Genomic DNA, 14,743 nt, shown 5'->3' with positions numbered 1-14,743 from the left:
ATTTATTTTTGATTTTGTCTAAATATCTTTTCCAATGTCTTCCCTTTAGCCAATTCATCAACCATTTTGTCTAATATCTAATTTCTTTCATTACTGAGTCTTCCATATTTTCAACACGAATACCACATATAACACCAGTCACTTTAGTTCTATGTGGATTTAACCTTGGTGCTTGTTGAATAAATGCTTCATAGTCTGTGCCATCTTCAATCATTTTATCTATTTGCGACTGACTATAGTCAGTCATCCATTTAATGACAGTATCTACCTCATTTTTTGTTCTACCTTTTTTTTCGACTTTTTTCACTAAATGAGGATAAACATCTCCAAAAGCCATGGTATAAATTTTAGGTTTTGCCATTATTTTATAAGACCTTTCTTTATTTATAAATTGTAAGCTTGTACATAGCATATTAAATTTTTTATATTTTTGAAAATATTTCACTTTTACTATACGTTAAAAAATATCATAAACGTTATCATTTTTTAACTTCGAGCAATCGTTTCATCGCGTCGTATTCTTTGACTGATAAATCAACTAATATGTCAGAAGCTTGCTTTAAATATGCTCTATCTTGAGTTTCTCCCGCACATTTAATTAACTTTATCACCTCTTCCCACATAATAACTATTTCAGAGAATAAGTGATATGATTGTTCTAAAGCACTATCTTTGATTAATAATTGAGCTTCTTCAAGAAAGAAAAGATACATTTTTCTAAACAATGCCCCTCCAGTCCCACCATTTTCCATTAAATTAGCAGTCAGTAATAAATCATATTGAATGTTCGAACTTCTTTCAAACCATGTTTGTATTTTGTCGCTTGTTTTCTTTATCCCTTTATATCCTATATTTTTAATAGGAGGATTTAAATAATCTTGAGCATTATTATGTATAGCATTTAATATGATTGTTTTCATATCAGGTAAGGGATGGTTTTGTTTTATTGTATAAGAGAGGTTTTTAGATGACATAGGCCCTTTAGCATTTCTTGCTTGCGCTAAGTGTTCTAATTTTGTTTTAACAATGTTGCCTTGCTGTTTTGTATCAATCAAATAGGCATAAGCATCATCATAATCATACATAGCTACATAGTGCCCTGCAAAATGCACTTTATCCGAAAAATAATCTAAATAATAACTGTCTAATTTCAAACCAACTGGGTGACCAGCATCAAGTGTCTTTTTGATGTTTTGCCAAGCCTTTTTTATGGATGTAGTTTCTTCTAAGAAAATTTCTAAATTCAAATTTTTTACGATATTATTTGTTAAATAATCTGGTTTAATACGACCGCCAAGAAATGGGAAATCCATATTTTTCATATCCCAATAAATATATCCAAGTCCTTCTCCGATACCAAATAACATCGGTTCGGATAACTCTATACCAATATGTTTTAATAATGTGCCAGTCGCTGTAGTTTCACAATGGGCGCCATTTAAATAATTAGGTTCACTATCCATATATTGTATTCTCCTTCTAAGTATCATTTCATTCTCATTGGATGCATCATCTCAATTGTTCAACATAACTTCATTAAACTATAAAATTTCCACAAATAAAAGCTGAGACATCAAAATGTCTCAGCTCAATCTTATATATTAATTTATTCTACTGTTACAGATTTAGCTAAGTTACGTGGTTTATCCACATCTAAATCTCTGTGTAGTGCAGCATAATATGAAATTAACTGCATTGCTACAACAGCAACTAATGGTGTTAATAACTCATGGACATGAGGGATAACATATGTGTCACCATCTTTATTTAATCCATCCATAGAAATTATACAAGGGTTTGCACCACGTGCTGCCACTTCTTTCACATTACCACGAATTGAAAGGTTTACATTTTCTTGTGTTGCTAAAGCAATCACTGGCGTACCCTCTTCAATAAGTGCGATTGTACCGTGTTTAAGTTCGCCACCTGCAAAACCTTCTGCTTGAATGTAAGAAATTTCTTTAAGCTTCAATGCGCCCTCTAAACTAACATTATAGTCAATTGTACGACCAATAAAGAATGCGTTTCTTGTTGTTTCTAAGAAATCTGTAGCAATTTGTTTCATTACATCTGCATCATCCACAATTGTTTCAATAGCAGTAGTCACTTTTGCAAGTTCGCGTAGTAACTCAAAATCGGCTTCTTTACCGTGTTCTTTCGCTACAATTTGTGACAAAATTGAAAGTACTGCAATTTGTGCTGTATATGCTTTTGTAGATGCAACCGCTATTTCAGGACCAGCATGTAATAATAAAGTATGATCCGCTTCACGTGATAATGTAGAACCAGGCACGTTTGTAATTGTTAATGATTTATGCCCTAGTTTTTTAGTTTCTACTAATACAGCACGACTATCCGCTGTTTCACCTGATTGTGAAATATAAATAAATAATGGTTTTTCTGAAAGCAATGGCATATTATATACAAATTCTGAAGCAACATGCACTTCTGTAGGAACGCCTGCCCATTTTTCCAAATATTCTTTACCAACTAAACCTGCATGATAACTTGTACCTGCCGCAATGATATAAATTCTGTCTGCATCGGCTACATCTTTTATAATATCTGCATCCATTTTTAAATTGCCATCAGCATCTTGATATTCTTGAATAATACGACGCATTACTGCAGGTTGTTCATGAATTTCTTTCAACATGTAATGATCATAAACACCTTTTTCAGCATCAGCAGCATCAATTTGTGCAGTATAAGCTTCTCTATCTTGTACTTTACCTTCTTGGTCTTTAATAATTACTTCGTCACGTTTAACAATGACAATTTCATGATCATGAATTTCTTTGTATTGGTTTGTAACTTGTAACATTGCAAGCGCATCTGAAGCGATAACATTAAAATCATCACCTACACCAATCAATAACGGTGATTTGTTTTTTGCAACATACATAGTGTCACGATCATGACTATCAATAAGGCCTAATGCGTAAGAACCTTCTAATAACGATACCACTTTTGTAAATGCTGCTTCTGTAGAAAGTCCAGTATTTGAGAAATATTCAACTAATTGAACAATAACTTCTGTATCCGTTTCAGATAAAAATTTTACATCTGATAAATATTCATTTTTTAACTCTTCATAATTTTCGATTACACCATTATGAACTAAAGTAAAACGTTCAGTTGCGGATTGGTGTGGATGTGAATTTTCATAATTTGGCACACCATGTGTTGCCCAACGCGTGTGACCAATACCTACGTTTCCATCTATATCTTTACTATCTGCAACTTTTCTTAGCTCCGCAATACGTCCTTTTGATTTAAATACATTTGTGCCATCATCGTTAACAACAGCAACACCAGCAGAATCGTATCCTCTATATTCTAATTTTTCTAATCCTTTTAATAATAATTCTTTGGCATTATCATGCCCGATATATCCAACTATTCCACACATATACATACTCCTCCAATATAATGGTGAAGGGTATTGAACGTTCGGCGTACAGGAACCTGTTCAATATATGAGGCCAATTTAAATAAATTTCTTAACATTCATTTTATCGTAAGAAATTTTAAAAAAAGGCACAGAAATCCCATTCACCTTTAATCTTAATTTTTATTTAATTTGGCTATCTTATTAACTTTGTGCACCAGGTTGCCCTAATGTTTTCCTTAATAAGTTTACGAATGAGCCACATCCGGGATAGCATCCGCCGATGGTTCGATAACTATCCTCCTCGTCTACAAGCTTCGATTTCATATCTATTAAGATTTCTGTTTTAAATCTTAAATGCTAAATATTTAACCTTTTCACTTGCACAGGCGCTTTAATTGATATATTTATGTCAAACTGTCCTCCTTTCCTTCAATACCACTAATTGTACAATGCTTTTGCAACCAAATGCAAATTTTTTATTAACTTCATCCTTAAAATAATTGTAAAATTGTTTTATTATTTAATATTCAAAACTTTCCATATATTAATAGTCATAAACTTGTCAAAAACACTGTGACAAATTTGAGATTACTATTTGTTGTTTATTTATGTAAACACACCTACAATAATAGTTAAATACAGAGAAAAAGAGGTGCAAATTATGTCACAAACAGATGCTCAAGATAATAAAGGGATTGGTCGTAAAGTTCAAGCTTTTGGTTCGTTTTTAAGTAGCATGATTATGCCTAATATTGGTGCATTCATTGCTTGGGGCTTTATCGCGGCAATATTTATAGACGGCGGTTGGTGGCCAAATAAAGATTTAGGTGAATTGGCTGGACCAATGATTACTTATTTAATACCATTATTGATTGCTTATAGTGGTGGTCGTTTAATTCACGAGATGCGTGGCGGTATTATTGCTGCTGTAGCAACAATGGGTGTGATTGTAGCATTACCAGAAACACCGATGTTACTAGGCGCAATGATTATGGGACCACTTGTTGGTTGGTTAATGAAAAAAACTGATGAATTCATTCAACCAAGAACCCCACAAGGTTTCGAAATGTTATTCAATAATTTCTCCGCTGGTATTTTAGGTTTTATAATGACAATCATAGGTTTTAAAATATTAGCACCAATTATGGAATTTATCATGCATATTTTATCCGTTGCTGTTGAAGCATTGGTACATGCGCATCTACTTCCATTGGTAAGTATTATTGTAGAACCTGCTAAAATCGTATTTTTAAACAACGCTATTAACCACGGTGTATTTACACCACTGGGTGCAGATCAAGCTGCATCTGCGGGACAATCTATTTTATACACAATTGAATCAAACCCTGGTCCAGGTTTAGGTGTATTAGTTGCTTATATGATTTTTGGTAAAGGCACAGCTAAAGCTACTTCATATGGTGCTGGGATTATCCACTTCTTAGGTGGTATACATGAAATTTACTTCCCTTATGTATTAATGAGACCGTTATTGTTCGTCGCAGTAATACTAGGTGGTATGACTGGTGTTGCTACTTATTCATTATTAGACTTTGGATTCAAGAGTCCAGCTTCACCTGGTTCATTTATCGTATATATGTTAAACGCACCTAAAGGTGAGTTCTTACACATGATTATAGGCGTATTATTAGCAGCAATCGTATCATTTATTGTTTCATCAATTATTTTAAAATTCACAAAAGAAACAGAAGAAGATTTAGAAGCTGCAACAGAGAAAATGGAAGCATCAAAAGGTAAAAAATCAAGTGTATCTTCTAAGTTAACAGGGAATAGTGATGATAACACTTCAACAACTGCTACTGATGCAACTGACAAAAATAGCGATAGTCAAACAGAAGATGATTTACTAGATAACTATGATACTGAGAATGTAGATGCACATGACTACAGTAAAGTAAGTCACGTTATCTTCGCTTGTGATGCAGGCATGGGATCAAGTGCTATGGGCGCAAGTATGTTACGTAACAAATTCAAAAAAGCTAGCATACAAGACGTTGAAGTAACAAATACAGCGATTAACCAATTACCTAGCGATGCTCAACTTGTCATTACTCAGAAAAAATTAACAGACAGAGCAATCAAACAAGTTCCAAATGCAATTCATATTTCAGTAGAGAATTTCTTAAATTCCCCTAGATATGATGAATTACTAGAAAACCTTAAAAAAGAAGAAAACTAATCACTCACTAAAAAGATATAAATTGGAGGGTATGGCTATGTTTTTGAGTACACGTGAAAAAGAAATTATCGAAATGTTAATTAAGTATCACGGTCAATATGTCACTATTTACGACATTGCTCAACATTTAGCTGTATCCTCTCGTACTATTCATAGAGAATTGAAATCTATTGAACCCTTTTTAGCAAGTTTTAACATTGAATTGGAACGCGTTACGAAAAAAGGATTACAGTTATCTGGTAATTCATCTGCGGTCCATTCATTAAAAAATGAATTAATTCAACAAGTCACGATTGATTTGTCTCAAGAAGAACAAAAAGTAATTATTTTATATGCACTTATCCAAGCTAAAGAACCAATCAAACAATACAGTTTAGCACATGAAATTGGTGTTTCTACTCAAACACTAGCTAAATTACTAGATGAATTAGATGATGAACTAGACCAGTATCAATTAACACTTCAAAAAAAACGTGGTGAAGGTATCCACCTTTATGGTGCTGAATCAAAAAAAAGAGAATTATTAAGCCAATTAATGGTAAATAATTTAAATAGTACGAGCGTTTACTCTGTAATAGAAAATCACTTTGTGTATCAATCCATTAATCAATCCCAGTTACCAATGGTTGATTTAGATAAAATTTTCCAAGTTGAGAGAATTCTTATGGATCATTTGGGACAACTGCCCTATTCTCTTACAGAATCAAGCTATTTAACCTTAACAGTACACATTGTACTCAGCATTGATCGAATGCTTAAAGGCGAATATGTAGCTTTAAATGACGATATTTATAACAGTGTCAAAGACACCTTTGAACACCAAGTGGCTTCAGCTTTAGCATTACATTTAGAGCACATCTACGGTGTTCAGTTCAACCAAGCGGAAGTAACCTTCATCACGATTCATTTACGCGGAGCCAAACGCAAAGAAACTACTGAAGTATTTAAGAATAACAAAGATGATCAACGCATCGAAAAACTTATTCATATGGTTTCAGAGGTTTCCCAGCAAACATTTAAAGACTGGAGAACACTCAGTGAGGGGTTAAAGCTGCATATTATACCAGCAATCAATCGATTAAATGCTAATATTGAAACCTATAATCCTTTAACTGAAATGATTAAACATAAATATCCACGGCTATTTGAAAGTGTGCATCAGGGGTTAATAAAAACGTGGCCGAATTTTAAATTTCCAGAAAGTGAAATTGCGTTTATCGTATTACATTTCGGCGGTGCAATTCAAAAACAAGCGACACCTTTTTATAATGTACTTGTCGTTTGTAGTAGCGGCATAGGTACAAGCCGTTTACTCGCTACTCGGTTACAACAAACATTTAGTGAAATTCAACAAACAGCACAAGCGTCTGTGGGTGATCTTAATTCCATTGATATTCAACAATATGATGCAATTATTTCAACGGTTAATTTAGATATAAGCTTACCTTACCTCACAGTTAATCCATTGTTACCAGATGCAGATATCAATCATGTAGCTGCTTTTCTAAACATGCAACAAGACAAACCACAAACACAAATATTTGATGGCACTGGTACAACTTTTGCAAATCCTGAATATCAATTAGAATATATCCGTAAAGGACTAGAAGTCATTGATTCAATTTATCTTGATTATGCACATACTCAAGATTGGATTACGTATTTAACTGAACAATTATTTAAACATCAAATTATTGAAGATAAGCAGTCATTCGCTGAACTTATTAAGCAACGCATGGATGAACAAGGTTTTGTTTTAGACCCTTATCCCATTGCTATGCCACACTTAAAAAGTGATTTAATTAAGAAGCCATTTATCTTAGTCACTATTTTAGAAAAGCCACTTATGCTTAATAGTAATCAAAATGACAAAGTTTCTGTAACATATTTATTAAATATGTTCATACCTCCAGATGATATCATGGCACAATTTATTAGTGAATTATCTGGAAAAATTGGTGAGTATCTCGATGATATCGACCAATTTATGAAACAACCGGAACAATTAACAGATTTACTTAAACAAAGTTATCTGAAAGCATTACAAAATCAATTAAACATGGAGTGAATGATATGAGTGAATTATTTAGCAATGACAATATTTTTATTAATCAAACAGTGAAAGATCAAAACGAAGCAATTGAAAAAGCAGGACAAGCACTTGTATCAAGTGGTGCAGTTACAGAAGACTATATTCAAGCTATGAAAGATCGCGAGCAAGTTGTAACAACATTTATGGGAAATGGATTAGCTATTCCCCACGGTACAGATGAAGCTAAAACAAGTGTTTTAAAATCAGGCTTAACTTTAATTCAAATTCCTGAAGGTGTTGATTGGGATGGAGAAGAAGTTAAAGTTGTTGTTGGTATCGCAGGTAAAGATGGTGAGCATCTAGATTTATTATCAAAAATTGCCATCACATTTAGTGAAGAAGAAAATGTTGAACGCATTATCAATGCTTCATCAGCTGAAGAAATTAAGCAAGTATTTGAGGAGGCTGACGCATAATGAAAGCATTACATTTTGGTGCAGGTAACATTGGTCGTGGTTTTATTGGTTATATTTTAGCTGATAATGATATTAAAGTTACATTTGCAGATGTCAATGCTGAAATTATTGATGCTTTAGATTCTAAACAAGAATATGACGTCATATTAGCAGACGAAGCAAACACAACAACTCGCGTACACAATGTAGACGCAATCAATTCAGGGCAACCTTCTGCTAAATTAAAAGAAGCCGTATTAGAAGCAGATTTAATTACTACTGCAGTCGGTGTCAATATTTTACCGATTATTGCTAAAACGTTTGCGCCTTATTTAAAAGAAAAAGAAACACCAGTAAATATTGTTGCTTGTGAAAATGCCATTATGGCCACGAATACATTGAAAGAGGCAATTCTAGATATCACTGGACCATTAGATGAACATATTCATTTTGTTAACTCAGCAGTTGATAGAATTGTCCCTCTGCAAACAAACGAAAATATTCTAGATGTTATCGTGGAACCTTTCTATGAATGGGTTGTAGAAAAAGATGCATGGTATGGTCCAGAATTAAACCATATTAAATACGTATCAAATTTGACACCATATATTGAAAGAAAATTATTGACGGTAAACACTGGCCATGCATACTTAGCTTATGCTGGTAGATATAATAATCAACCGACGATCTTAGATGCAATTAATGATAAAATGATCAAACATGATCTAGAAGAAGTCTTGAAAGAAACAAGTCAGTACATTACCAACCAATTTGATTTTTCAACAACTGAACAAGCACAATATGTTGATAAAATTATTGAACGCTTTAAAAATCCGCACCTTTCAGATGAAGTGACTCGTGTAGGTCGAGGTACGATCCGTAAAATCGGACCGCAAGACAGAATTATTAAACCATTAAATTATCTTTATCAAAATAATTTGAAACATCAGGCGTTAATTAAGGCAGCTGCATTACTGTTAAAATATGATGACATGAATGATCAAGAAACAGTAGAAAAAAACAATTATATTAATGAATATGGTGTTGAAACATTCTTAAAAGATTACGCTAAAATTGATGATCAATTAGCATCTGAAATTAGCAAAGAATACAACGTCTTATAGTATTAAATGATTAAAAGATAATATATTTAGTTACAGTATTGAACAATACAATATTTCTAAGTCAAAGGCTGATCCGTTTAAATACGGATTAGCCTTTTTTATGGTTAATTTTTTATAGCTTAGACTGTGCTTGTTAGAGATAAGTTATGATTGTAACTCAATCTTGTAGTTTTTTTATATAGTATTCTACTAAGCATACAACTTATTTTATATAAATTTAAAATATAATTTTATGAACTATCCTATGTTTTTGATACTTTACTAATAAAAAAACTGTCAATACATGTACTAACGCTACCATTAGTACTTGTATTGACAGTTTATAATAAATAAAAAGCTTATTCATTTAGACCCATTTTGTCTTTAACTACATCAGCAATTGTTTGAGCATATCGTTGCGCTGCTTCATCAGTTGCTGCTTCAACCATAACTCTTACTAAAGGTTCTGTTCCTGAAGGTCTAACTAAAATACGTCCTTCTCCGTTCATATCAACTTCTACTCTAGTCATGACTTCCTGAACATCTACATTTTCTTCCACGCGATATTTATCAGTCACACGTACATTGACTAAAGATTGAGGATATTTTTTCATTTGTTTTGCAAGTTGACTTAAGCTTTTACCAGTCATTTTAATAATACTTGCTAAATGCACGCCTGTTAATAAACCATCACCAGTAGTGTTATAATCCATTAACACGATATGACCAGATTGTTCTCCGCCTAAATTATAATTACCTCTACGCATTTCTTCAACTACGTAACGATCTCCAACTTTTGTTTTATTAGATTGAATGCCTTCATCTTCTAAGGCTTTGTAGAACCCTAGATTACTCATGACTGTTGAGACTATCATATTATTATTTAATTCTTGATTCTTGCTCATTGCTTGACCAATGATGAACATAATTTGATCTCCGTCTACGATGTCCCCATTTTCATCAACGGCAATTAATCTATCGCCATCGCCATCAAAAGCTAAACCAAAGTCGCATTCTTCCTCAACTACTTTTTCAGACAGCGTTTCTGGATGTGTTGATCCTACATTATCATTAATATTATAACCATTAGGATTACAACCAACTGTAACTGTATCGGCCTCTAAATCTCCAAATAAAAACGGTGCTAGTGATGAAGTAGAACCATGGGCGCCATCTAAAGCGATTTTCATGCCATCTAAGTTAACATCAATAGTAGATTTTAAATAACTTATGTACTTCTGTGCACCTTCAAAATAATCAGAATAATGCACGATGTCATCCCCTACTGGACGTGGTAATTCTGGGTTTTCTTGATCTAATAATTGTTCAATTTCTCTTTCTTGATCGTCAGAAAGTTTGAAACCATCAGAGCCAAAAAATTTAATACCATTATCTGGAACAGGATTGTGAGATGCAGAAATCATAACACCTAGTTCAGCTTCCATCTCTTTAGTTAAATACGCTACGCCAGGTGTTGATATAACACCTAAACGCATCACTTCTGCACCGATTGAAATCAATCCAGCAATTAATGCAGATTCAAGCATTTCACCAGAAACACGAGTATCTCTACCAACGAGTACTTTAGGGTGCTTTTCACCTTCATTATGGGCTAACACGTAACCCCCAAAACGCCCTAATTTAAACGCAAGTTCTGGCGTTAATTCTTTATTTGCAACGCCCCTTACGCCGTCTGTACCAAAATATTTTGCCATGATTTATATCTCCTTTATAAAAAACTATTTAATATTAATTTTTGCTGTTGTTTCTTTTGGATTAATTTTTGAAACGTCATCTGGTAATTTAAATTCTACATTTTTTTCAGTTGATTCTGTAACACCATCTAAATCGATTTCTGCAGTAATTTCGTCAATATCTTGAATGTCGTTTCTATTACCGAAAATTTCCACTTCTTTTTCATCTAATTTTATATCATCTATTTCTTTACCTTTAGGTAAAGCACCTATTGCTTTAGTTTTAACTTTTACTTTCTTGCTATAATCTTCTACTTTTACACTCAAATTAACTTCATTCGGTTCAATTAATACTTTAATTTTATTAAGGTTTCTGTCAAAAGCAGTGATACGTGCAATATCCGTAGTATCTTTGCTAATTTTATCTTTATCCTTAAACGTAGCTTTTAAATATGCAATTTTATCAATTTGTTTGCTACCACCAGTCACTTTAACTGTTTCAGGTGATACACTTTGATCACTAACTTTATAATTAGCATTTAAATTGTTATCACTCACGTCAGGTTCTACCTTAAGTTTTTTAGTAACTTTTTCTTCAAGATTAACTGTTGTTTCTTTTGGCTTAACTGTATAATCAATGTTTTTATTTAAACCATTGACTTTGAATTGTGTGGTATGCTTTCCAGCTTTCTCACCACTCAGATCAAGTACTGCCTTAATATTTTCACCGTTTTCAGCTTTTAATACTTGAGATTGTGGGCCAGATATTTCAATATCTACCTTACTCGGCACATCGCTAGCATATAACGATTTACTATCATAATTAACTTGCACTGGTACATCTTGAAGTGTTTCCGTAGATTTATGTCCTAATTGGTCAGCATTAAAGATATTACCAAACATGTTATTGACAGATAAGAAAAATACTAGTGCTAAAACTAATGCTATTAATCTTAAGCCCCATTTACTTTCTAACATATTAATTCACACCTTTCTCTTGAAAGTGTGTGCCAAACCAATGTTCAGCCAATAATTCTTCAAATGCTTCATTTGATATATCTTTTCTCAATTTTCCATCAAATGTGACTGAAATAGATCCAGTTTCTTCAGATACTACTACTGTAAATGCATCTGAAACTTCTGAAATACCTACAGCTGCTCTATGTCTTGTTCCTAAACTTTTAGCTATTTTAGCACTGTCTGATAGTGGCAAATAACTGGCAGCACTTGCAATTTTGTTCGCTTGAATGATCATAGCACCATCATGTAAAGGTGTATTAGGTATAAACACATTAGTCAATAATTCTTGAGAAATTTCAGAATTCATTGCTATACCTGTTTCAATATAATCTTGTAATCCTGTTTCTTTTTCAAATACGATTAATGCACCAATACGACGTTTAGCCATATACTGTACTGCCTTAGAAACAGACGAAATAAGTTTGTCCTCATCACTATTCAAACTTGTGGAATAGCGTTTAAATAGACTTCCTCTACCCAGTTGTTCTAAAGCGCGTCTAATCTCCGGTTGAAATATAACAATTAAAGCTAAAACACCCCATTGTATTACTAAATCAAACAAACGAGATGTCGCTGTTAAATTTAACATTTTACTCACTTGTTGGCCGATTACAATTACAACAATACCTTTCAGTAATTGAATCGCTTTTGTACCTTTAAATACTGTAATGAGAAGATAAAGTACATACCATACAATGAGCAAATCGAGTACACTAGCAATTATTTTGACTGTACTCCAATCATCAAAAAAGTTGGATAAATCCATAACATCTCCTCCGGTTATCTGTTCCCATGATATATATTATACCAATCATAACACTAACTGTCATATTAAGTATTAAATTTTTATCATAAAATTAAAAGGAATATAAAAAGGAATAATATGGAAATAATGCCATATTATTCCTTGTTTTTTATAATAATGTTTCACCAAAGAAACTACCTACTAAAGAAACTGCCTGTTCTGCTGTGTGATTATTCATATCTATCAATGGATTGACTTCTACTAAATCCATTGAAGTGATTAAATTTGACTTATGTAATAATTCAAGTGCAAAATGACTTTCCCTATATGTTAAGCCTCCCAGCACTCGTGTACCAGTTCCTGGTGTTTCAGCTGGATCTAAAGCATCTACATCTAATGATAAATGAATGCCATCTGTTTTAGATTTCAAATAATCTAAAGTTTGTTCCATCACTTGTTTAATGCCTAGTTTATCAATATCTGCCATTGTATATGTTTTAATATTATTTTCTTTAATGTATTGACGTTCTCCCTTATCTAAATCTCTCATGCCTATAAGCACGATATTTTCTGGTTTAACTTTAGGTGCAAAATTAGAGATATTCACTAAACGTGAATCACCTTCTCCGGCTAATACCCGTAGTGGCATTCCATGTATATTACCAGAAGGTGATTCCTCAGGTATATTTAAATCACCGTGAGCATCATACCAAATGACACCTAAATTCTCATAGTGTTTACTGATACCCGAAATAGAGCCTATTGCTATGGAATGGTCTCCACCTAAAATAAGTGGAAAATTGCCATTATCAACACTTTGCCCTACTGTTTCACTGAGTTGATTAGATACTTCTACTATTTCATCTAAATTACGTAAGCCTTTTTGAACTGAGTTAAACTTCTCTAAACGCATTGCAGGAACATTAATGTTACCTGAATCTTTAACATCAATTCCAATATTTTGTATTCGTTCTACAATACCTGCATATCGAATTGCATCTGGACCAAAATCTACCCCTAATTTTTTTTGGCCATAAGTCGAAGGTGCACCAATAATCTCTACTAATTTATCCATAAAAAAACCCCTTTGTTTGCGTTTGATATTAGGATAATCTAAAGTGATATGACTTTCAAGTTAATACAAGCGCCCTCAATTGTAAGATTTTAAGCAAATTACATAAAGAAACAAAAAAACGATTTTTAATTCAAAATAACTAAATATAGCAATGTAATTTTATAGTTTTAAACAAAAAAATGTATATACTAAATATCAAAAAATTTTTCATTTATAAAAAAACAAAAAAGCATTCCCAAAGGAATGCTTAAAAAGTGAGCCATAGAGGATTCGAACCTCTGACCCTCTGATTAAAAGTCAGATGCTCTACCAACTGAGCTAATGGCTCTAATGGCTGGGCTAGCTGGATTCGAACCAGCGCGTGACGGAGTCAAAGTCCGTTGCCTTACCGCTTGGCTATAGCCCATTAATGGTGGAGGGGGGCAGATTCGAACTGCCGAACCCGAAGGAGCGGATTTACAGTCCGCCGCGTTTAGCCACTTCGCTACCCCTCCGCATTATTAAATTAGCAATGGTGGAGGATGACGGGTTCGAACCGCCGACCCCCTGCTTGTAAGGCAGATGCTCTCCCAGCTGAGCTAATCCTCCAATATGTATAAAATGACCCCGACGGGACTCGAACCCGTGTTACCGCCGTGAAAGGGCGGTGTCTTAACCGCTTGACCACGGGGCCATATGGCTCCACAGGTAGGACTCGAACCTACGACCGATCGGTTAACAGCCGATAGCTCTACCACTGAGCTACTGTGGAATAATGAAATATTGCCTGGCAACGTCCTACTCTTGCGGAACGTAAGTCCGACTACCATCGGCGCTAAGGAGCTTAACTTCTGTGTTCGGCATGGGAACAGGTGTGACCTCCTTGCTATAGTCACCAGACAATATCATGTATAATTATTATACAATCAAAACTAGATAGAAAGTAAAATTTAGTTCAACCAACAAAACTTTTAAATTTGAATAAGTCTTCGATCGATTAGTAATCGTCAGATCCACAAATAGCTATGCTTCCACATCGAACCTATTAA

The 14,743-nt window shown here is 33.5% G+C and carries 10 protein-coding genes, 6 tRNA genes, 1 rRNA gene and 1 pseudogene; 4 read left to right on the top strand and 14 right to left on the bottom strand.

What is annotated here, in order from left to right:
- Nucleotides 1–2: 2 nt before the first annotated feature.
- The 3 genes and pseudogenes from KA824_RS02320 to glmS form a co-directional block, all read right to left on the bottom strand.
- Nucleotides 3–361 (bottom strand): annotated as a pseudogene (locus KA824_RS02320) (DUF2200 domain-containing protein).
- A 118-nt stretch (nucleotides 362–479) separates the two neighbouring features.
- Nucleotides 480–1,463, bottom strand: coding sequence for a BtrH N-terminal domain-containing protein (locus KA824_RS02315; RefSeq protein ID WP_107384897.1), 984 nt, complete (start codon nucleotides 1,461–1,463; stop codon nucleotides 480–482).
- 143 nt (nucleotides 1,464–1,606) lie between these two features.
- Nucleotides 1,607–3,412, bottom strand: coding sequence for a glutamine--fructose-6-phosphate transaminase (isomerizing) (glmS, locus tag KA824_RS02310; RefSeq protein ID WP_181187768.1), 1,806 nt, complete (start codon nucleotides 3,410–3,412; stop codon nucleotides 1,607–1,609).
- Between the two features lie 643 nt (nucleotides 3,413–4,055).
- Here glmS and KA824_RS02305 point away from each other — a divergent pair.
- From KA824_RS02305 to KA824_RS02290, 4 genes are read left to right on the top strand one after another with little or no spacing between them, the layout of a single operon-like run.
- Nucleotides 4,056–5,591 (top strand): PTS mannitol transporter subunit IIBC, encoded by a 1,536-nt coding sequence (locus tag KA824_RS02305; RefSeq protein ID WP_107384899.1) that lies wholly within the window; start codon nucleotides 4,056–4,058, stop codon nucleotides 5,589–5,591.
- A 37-nt stretch (nucleotides 5,592–5,628) separates the two neighbouring features.
- A complete protein-coding gene (locus KA824_RS02300; protein ID WP_107384900.1) occupies nucleotides 5,629–7,659 on the top strand; it encodes a BglG family transcription antiterminator in 2,031 nt (676 codons plus the stop codon).
- Between the two features lie 5 nt (nucleotides 7,660–7,664).
- On the top strand, nucleotides 7,665–8,099 hold the full coding sequence (locus KA824_RS02295; RefSeq protein WP_107384901.1) for a PTS mannitol transporter subunit IIA: 435 nt from the start codon (nucleotides 7,665–7,667) through the stop codon (nucleotides 8,097–8,099).
- Entirely contained in the window at nucleotides 8,099–9,202 is a 1,104-nt protein-coding gene (locus KA824_RS02290; RefSeq protein WP_107385909.1) for a mannitol-1-phosphate 5-dehydrogenase, read from the top strand. The genes KA824_RS02295 and KA824_RS02290 overlap by 1 nt, the downstream gene beginning before the upstream one ends.
- A 338-nt stretch (nucleotides 9,203–9,540) precedes the next feature.
- Here the strand turns inward: KA824_RS02290 and glmM are convergent, their stop codons facing one another.
- The 11 genes from glmM to rrf all read right to left on the bottom strand — a co-directional run bounded on the left by glmM (nucleotide 9,541) and on the right by rrf (nucleotide 14,594).
- Entirely contained in the window at nucleotides 9,541–10,896 is a 1,356-nt protein-coding gene (glmM, locus tag KA824_RS02285; RefSeq protein WP_107523443.1) for a phosphoglucosamine mutase, read from the bottom strand.
- A gap of 24 nt (nucleotides 10,897–10,920) precedes the next feature.
- A complete protein-coding gene (locus KA824_RS02280) occupies nucleotides 10,921–11,853 on the bottom strand; it encodes a CdaR family protein (protein WP_181187769.1) in 933 nt (310 codons plus the stop codon).
- A 1-nt stretch (nucleotide 11,854) separates the two neighbouring features.
- Nucleotides 11,855–12,661 carry a diadenylate cyclase CdaA gene (cdaA, locus tag KA824_RS02275; RefSeq protein WP_019467737.1) on the bottom strand — a complete coding sequence of 269 codons (807 nt, stop codon included), beginning with the start codon at nucleotides 12,659–12,661 and terminating at the stop codon, nucleotides 11,855–11,857.
- Between the two features lie 148 nt (nucleotides 12,662–12,809).
- Nucleotides 12,810–13,715 carry an arginase gene (gene rocF / locus KA824_RS02270; RefSeq protein ID WP_107385264.1) on the bottom strand — a complete coding sequence of 302 codons (906 nt, stop codon included), beginning with the start codon at nucleotides 13,713–13,715 and terminating at the stop codon, nucleotides 12,810–12,812.
- Nucleotides 13,716–13,970: 255 nt separating this feature from the next.
- Nucleotides 13,971–14,043, bottom strand: a tRNA-Lys gene (locus KA824_RS02265).
- 3 nt (nucleotides 14,044–14,046) lie between these two features.
- Nucleotides 14,047–14,121 (bottom strand) — tRNA-Gln (locus KA824_RS02260).
- A 4-nt stretch (nucleotides 14,122–14,125) separates the two neighbouring features.
- A tRNA-Tyr gene (locus KA824_RS02255) sits at nucleotides 14,126–14,209 on the bottom strand.
- An 18-nt stretch (nucleotides 14,210–14,227) separates the two neighbouring features.
- Nucleotides 14,228–14,303, bottom strand: a tRNA-Val gene (locus tag KA824_RS02250).
- 13 nt (nucleotides 14,304–14,316) lie between these two features.
- Nucleotides 14,317–14,388, bottom strand: a tRNA-Glu gene (locus KA824_RS02245).
- 3 nt (nucleotides 14,389–14,391) lie between these two features.
- Nucleotides 14,392–14,466, bottom strand: a tRNA-Asn gene (locus KA824_RS02240).
- A gap of 13 nt (nucleotides 14,467–14,479) precedes the next feature.
- Nucleotides 14,480–14,594: ribosomal RNA gene (gene rrf, locus KA824_RS02235) — 5S ribosomal RNA — on the bottom strand.
- Between the last annotated feature and the right edge of the window lie 149 nt (nucleotides 14,595–14,743).

Source organism: Staphylococcus sp. GDY8P198P (assembly GCF_017891615.1).
In the GTDB taxonomy this organism is placed as follows: Bacteria; Bacillota; Bacilli; order Staphylococcales; family Staphylococcaceae; genus Staphylococcus; species Staphylococcus cohnii.
Note: the sequence above shows the minus strand (reverse complement) of the source record. Positions and strands in the feature narration are given on the sequence as shown.